The organism is Lentzea sp. CC55 (genome assembly GCF_021056325.1).
Lineage (GTDB): Bacteria > Actinomycetota > Actinomycetes > Mycobacteriales > Pseudonocardiaceae > Lentzea > Lentzea jiangxiensis.
The window spans coordinates 409,978-414,933 of the sequence record NZ_JAJCXE010000046.1; the positions used below are offsets into that span (position 1 = coordinate 409,978).

Consider the following 4,956-nt stretch of genomic DNA (forward strand, 5'->3'; position numbering starts at 1 on the left):
GACACGTCGACGCCCAGCACCCGCCAGCCCCGCTTCGCGAGCCACACGGCGTCACCCCCCTCCGCGCAGCCGAGGTCGAGCGCGCTGCCGGGCGCGAGCCGTTCGGCCTCGCGCACCAGCAACGGGTTGGGGTTGCCGGACCAGACCTGGTCCCGCTCCGAGTAGAAGGACTCCCAGAACTCCTGCGCTGTCGTCATGGTTCCAAGGTGCGCCAGACCGTGCCGAATCGGCAAATTCCGTTGCCGAAACAGCAAAGGCCGGTGCTCAGAACAGGGTCGCGGGCTCGACCGGCTCGGGCTCGGGCAGCGCCTCGAGGCCGGGCACCAGCGCTCGCACCTCGTCGTGGAACCGGCGGGCCAGCGCCGGCGCGTCGTCGTTGTCGGGGGTGTGCAGGAACACCGTCGGCGACCTGCCCTCCCGCAGCCAGGCGGCGACCACCTCGGTCCACGGCCGCCACCCCTCGACCGTGTCCTCGACCGAGTCCCGGCCCAGGTAGCGCACGACCGGTTGATCGGTCAGCGCCCGCGTTCGCCGCGGCAACCGCGGTTTCCTGTCCCACGCTTCCCGCTCGGCGTCGCTGGTCGGCGGGCTCTGGAAGAAGACCGTCGTGTCGAACGGCACCCACTCGGCGTCCGCGCCGGCAAGAGCCCCCTCCAGCAGCGACGTCGCTCCGCCGTCGGTGAAGAACAGCGGGTGGCGCACCTCCACGGCACGCCGGAGGCCCGCGGGCAGCCTGCGCAGGAAGCGGCCCAGGGCATCGACCTCCGCCGGGCCGAACGAGCCGGGCAGCTGGGTCCACAGGACCGCACGCTCGCCGAGAGGTTCGATCGCGTCCAGGAACGCCCGCATCTCGACCTCGACGCCGGCCAGGCGCCGCTGGTGCGTGACGGCCTTGGGCAGCTTGACCACGAACCGGAAGCCGGGGCCGGTCTGCCGCGCCCAGGTCTCGACCGTCTTCCTGGCGGGCGTCGCGTAGAACGTGGTGTTGCCCTCCACGGCGTTGCACCAGCCCGCGTAGGCCCGCAGTCGCTCCCCGGCGGGGTGCGACTGCGGCAGGAACCGCCCGAGCCACGCCTTGTGGTTCCACATGGCGCAGCCGACATGGAGACGTGCCACCGCGGCTACTTCTTGCCCTTCGGCTCCTCGGTGGACAGCGCGGCGACGAAGGCCTCCTGCGGCACCTCGACCCGGCCGACCATCTTCATGCGCTTCTTGCCTTCCTTCTGCTTCTCGAGCAGCTTGCGCTTGCGGGTGATGTCACCGCCGTAGCACTTGGCGAGAACGTCCTTGCGGATCGCGCGGATGGTCTCGCGCGCGATCACCCGCGAGCCGATGGCCGCCTGGATCGGCACCTCGAACTGCTGCCTCGGGATCAGCTCGCGCAGCTTGCTGGCCATGCGCGTGCCGTAGCCGTACGCGTGGTCCTTGTGCACGATCGCCGAGAACGCGTCGACGGCCTCGCCCTGCAGCAGGATGTCGACCTTGACCAGGTCCGACTCGGCCTCGCCGGACTCTTCGTAGTCGAGCGACGCGTAGCCGCGGGTGCGCGACTTCAGCGAGTCGAAGAAGTCGAAGATGATCTCGCCGAGCGGCATCGTGTAGCGCAGCTCGACCCGGTCCTCGGACAGGTAGTCCATGCCGCCGAGCTGGCCGCGCTTGGCCTGGCAGAGCTCCATGATCGCGCCGATGTAGTCCGACGGCGCGATGATCGTGCACTTGGTGACGGGCTCGTACACCTCGGCGCGCTTGCCCTCGGGCCAGTCGGACGGGTTCGTCACGACGTGCTCGGTGCCGTCTTCCATGATCACGCGGTAGACGACGTTCGGGGCCGTGGAGATGAGGTCGAGGCCGTACTCGCGCTCCAGGCGGTCGCGGGTGATCTCGAGGTGCAGCAGGCCGAGGAAGCCGCAGCGGAAACCGAAGCCGAGAGCCGCGGACGTCTCCGGTTCGAACGTCAGCGCTGCGTCGTTGAGCTGCAGCTTCTCCAGCGCCTCGCGCAGCTCCGGGTAGTCGGAGCCGTCGACCGGGTACAGGCCCGAGTAGACCATCGGCCGGGGCTCGCGGTAGCCGGCGAGCGGCTCCGTGGCGCCCTTGCGCTCCGACGTCACCGTGTCGCCGACCTTCGACTGGCGCACGTCCTTCACGCCGGTGATCAGGTAGCCGACCTCGCCGACGCCGAGGCCACGGGACGGCTTGGGCTCGGGCGAGACGATGCCGACCTCGAGGATCTCGTGGGTCGCGCCGGTCGACATCATCTTGATGCGCTCGCGCGGCGTGATCTTGCCGTCCACGACGCGGATGTAGGTGACGACGCCACGGTAGGTGTCGTAGACCGAGTCGAAGATCATCGCGCGGGCCGGCGCGTCGGCCTCGCCGACCGGCGGCGGGACCAGCTTCACGACCTCGTCGAGCAGCGCCTCGACGCCGAGACCGGTCTTCGCGGAGACCCGCAGCACGTCGTCCGGCTCGCAGCCGACGATGTGCGCGATCTCCTTCGCGTACTTGTCGGGGTCCGCGGCGGGCAGGTCGATCTTGTTCAGCACCGGGATGATGGTGAGGTCGTTCTCCATCGCCAGGTACAGGTTCGCGAGCGTCTGCGCCTCGATGCCCTGCGCGGCGTCGACCAGCAGGATCGCGCCCTCGCAGGCCTCCAGCGCGCGCGAGACCTCGTAGGTGAAGTCGACGTGGCCAGGCGTGTCGATCATGTGCAGGACGTGGTCCTGCCCGTTGACCTGCCACGGCAGGCGCACGTTCTGCGCCTTGATGGTGATGCCGCGCTCCCGCTCGATGTCCATGCGGTCGAGGTACTGGGCGCGCATCGCCCGCGCTTCGACCACGCCGGTGAGCTGCAGCATGCGGTCGGCCAGCGTGGACTTGCCGTGGTCGATGTGCGCGATGATGCAGAAGTTCCGGATCAGCTCCGGAGGCGTGAAGGTCGTGTCGGCGAACGTGGTCAAGGCGGTCCTCAGCAGGAAATCGGACGGGTGTCCCCTTATGGTCCCATAGTGGCCGGGGTGCTCTGCACCACTAGGGTGCGTTCGTGCTGATGAACGGTGAGGACCCCCGCCCGGCCAGGGGCGCGGTCCGTGAGATCTTCGACGCCGCCGACGCCGTGAAGCTCGAGTACGAGCCCTCGTCGGACGGCGACGCCGACCCCGGCGAGGTCGTCTGGGCCTGGGTCCCCTTCGAGGAGGACGCCTCCCGGGGCAAGGACCGCCCGCTGCTCGTCGTGGGCCGCGCGAACGGCGACCTGATCGCGCTCATGCTCTCGTCGAAGGAGCCGCGCGACGACTTCGTGGAGCTGGGCGGCGGCGCCTGGGACCGCGAGGGCCGGCCCTCCTACCTGCGCCTGGACCGCGTCTTCGCCCTCGACTCGGACGACGACATCCGGCGTGAGGGCGCCGTGCTCGCACCCGCCGCGTTCGGCCAGGTCGTGGACGCCCTACGCGCCCGTCACGGCTGGCGCTGAACGAACGCACGCCACGCGGGCGCGCTGAACGTCAGCGTGCCCGCGTCCGCGTTCTTGGAGTCCCGCACCAGCACGTCCCGGGCGAACGACACCTCGACGCAGTTGCTGTCCTCGGTGGCGCCGCTGTAGCTGCTCTTACGCCAAACGCGTTCCCTGAGCATCGAAGTCTCCTCGCGGTCGGCCGACGTACTCCGCCAGCTTGCTCCGCGATTGTTCCGCATCCAAGGCAACCTGCTCCAGGTGGTTGAAGAGCAACCGAGTGCGCGCGATGGCTCCCGTGTCCTGCACGAACACCTTCGCAACATCCGTATCACTGAACGCCACCGGCAACGCCTTCTCGTACTCCCACAGCACAAGGCCGGTCGAGGGCACCACGACGTGGGCGGGTACGACCCTGATGACGTCCGCCTCGAACAGCAGCCGGGCGTATTGCTCCTCCATCACCCGCTCGTTGCCGACCTGCTGCCGCAACGCGAGCTCGTGGACGAAGAACAGGCATTCCGGCCGGTCGTGCCGCCGCAGGATCGACTGGCGATCGACCCGGAACTGGACGACCGTCGGGATCCGCTCCTCCGCGACGAACCCACCGAGCCGGTAGAGGGCGTCGGCGTATTCAGGCACCTGAACGAGACCAGGCACCGCGAGCGGGTCGTAGCTGATGATCTTCTTCGCGGTCGACTCGGCGAAGGCCAGGGTCCGCAGGTTGCCGGACACCTGCACGATGTACTCGTCGAAGGCGTTCCTGTACCGACGCCGGAAGTCCTCGAAGAAGTCGATGTCCTTGCCGCACATGGTCAGGAGCTGCACGAGGTCGATCTCGCTCGCCCGCGCCTTGCCCCGTTCGATGTTGGACACCTTGCTCGGATCCCACCCCAGCCGGATGGCCATCGCACGGCCACCCAAGTTGGTGCAGGTCTCCCGCAGCCGTCGCAGTTCGTCGCCGAGTTCCCGGCTGTACGCAGTGGACGTGATCACAGTCATAGGCCGAAGCTAAGGTTTGAAGGGGCTCCAAAGAAGAAGCTCATTCGGGTGAAAACAATGCGCCCTATGAAGCCGTGTGGGGCCCACGGCCACCTAGCACGCCGGGGTCGACTTCGGCCGGCACGGCCTTCCACAGCGCCCTGCCTCAACGATGCTGTAAAGCGCGTGCAGACCCATCTGTGCGCTTGCGAGCGCTGTTCACCGACCCGCTGAACACGAAAAAGCCCTGCGGGGAGCGCTTGTGGCGCTCAACCCGCAGGGCAAATTAAGTTCGGCGGCGACCTACTCTCCCACACCGTAACCAGTGCAGTACCATCGGCGCAGAAGGGCTTAACTACCGGGTTCGGAATGGGACCGGGTGTTTCCCCAACGCTATAACCACCGAAACACTATGGAAATGTTTCAACCAGCAACCCCGCAAGGGTCGCGATCGGTTCTGGTTGTTCTTCCAGAACCGCACAGTGGATGCGTAGCGTCTTCGTAACAAGTCCTCGGCCTATTAGTAC

General features: G+C 68.0%; 5 protein-coding genes, 1 rRNA gene and 1 pseudogene. 1 reads left to right on the top strand and 6 read right to left on the bottom strand.

What is annotated here, in order from left to right; genetic code table 11:
* From L6E10_RS31325 to lepA, 3 genes and pseudogenes are all read right to left on the bottom strand, one after another.
* Positions 1-197 (bottom strand): annotated as a pseudogene (locus tag L6E10_RS31325) (TPMT family class I SAM-dependent methyltransferase); the annotation flags it as partial.
* A 67-nt stretch (positions 198-264) separates the two neighbouring features.
* Positions 265-1,089, bottom strand: a complete 825-nt coding sequence (locus L6E10_RS31330) for a DUF72 domain-containing protein (RefSeq protein ID WP_236223765.1) — start codon at positions 1,087-1,089, stop codon at positions 265-267.
* Positions 1,090-1,121: 32 nt separating this feature from the next.
* Complete coding sequence (gene lepA / locus L6E10_RS31335; protein WP_236223744.1) at positions 1,122-2,957, bottom strand: translation elongation factor 4; 1,836 nt, start codon at positions 2,955-2,957, stop codon at positions 1,122-1,124.
* Positions 2,958-3,046: 89 nt separating this feature from the next.
* Here lepA and L6E10_RS31340 point away from each other — a divergent pair, with 89 nt between their 5' ends.
* A complete protein-coding gene (locus tag L6E10_RS31340; protein ID WP_236223766.1) occupies positions 3,047-3,469 on the top strand; it encodes a type II toxin-antitoxin system PemK/MazF family toxin in 423 nt (140 codons plus the stop codon).
* Here L6E10_RS31340 and L6E10_RS31345 read toward each other — a convergent pair.
* From L6E10_RS31345 to rrf, 3 genes are all read right to left on the bottom strand, one after another.
* Positions 3,454-3,630 (bottom strand): DUF397 domain-containing protein, encoded by a 177-nt coding sequence (locus L6E10_RS31345; RefSeq protein WP_090100395.1) that lies wholly within the window; start codon positions 3,628-3,630, stop codon positions 3,454-3,456. The genes L6E10_RS31340 and L6E10_RS31345 overlap by 16 nt on opposite strands.
* Positions 3,605-4,450: a helix-turn-helix transcriptional regulator gene (locus L6E10_RS31350; protein WP_236223745.1), complete on the bottom strand. Its 846-nt coding sequence runs from the start codon at positions 4,448-4,450 to the stop codon at positions 3,605-3,607. The genes L6E10_RS31345 and L6E10_RS31350 overlap by 26 nt, the downstream gene beginning before the upstream one ends.
* A 269-nt stretch (positions 4,451-4,719) precedes the next feature.
* Positions 4,720-4,836: ribosomal RNA gene (gene rrf, locus L6E10_RS31355) — 5S ribosomal RNA — on the bottom strand.
* Positions 4,837-4,956 lie beyond the last annotated feature (120 nt).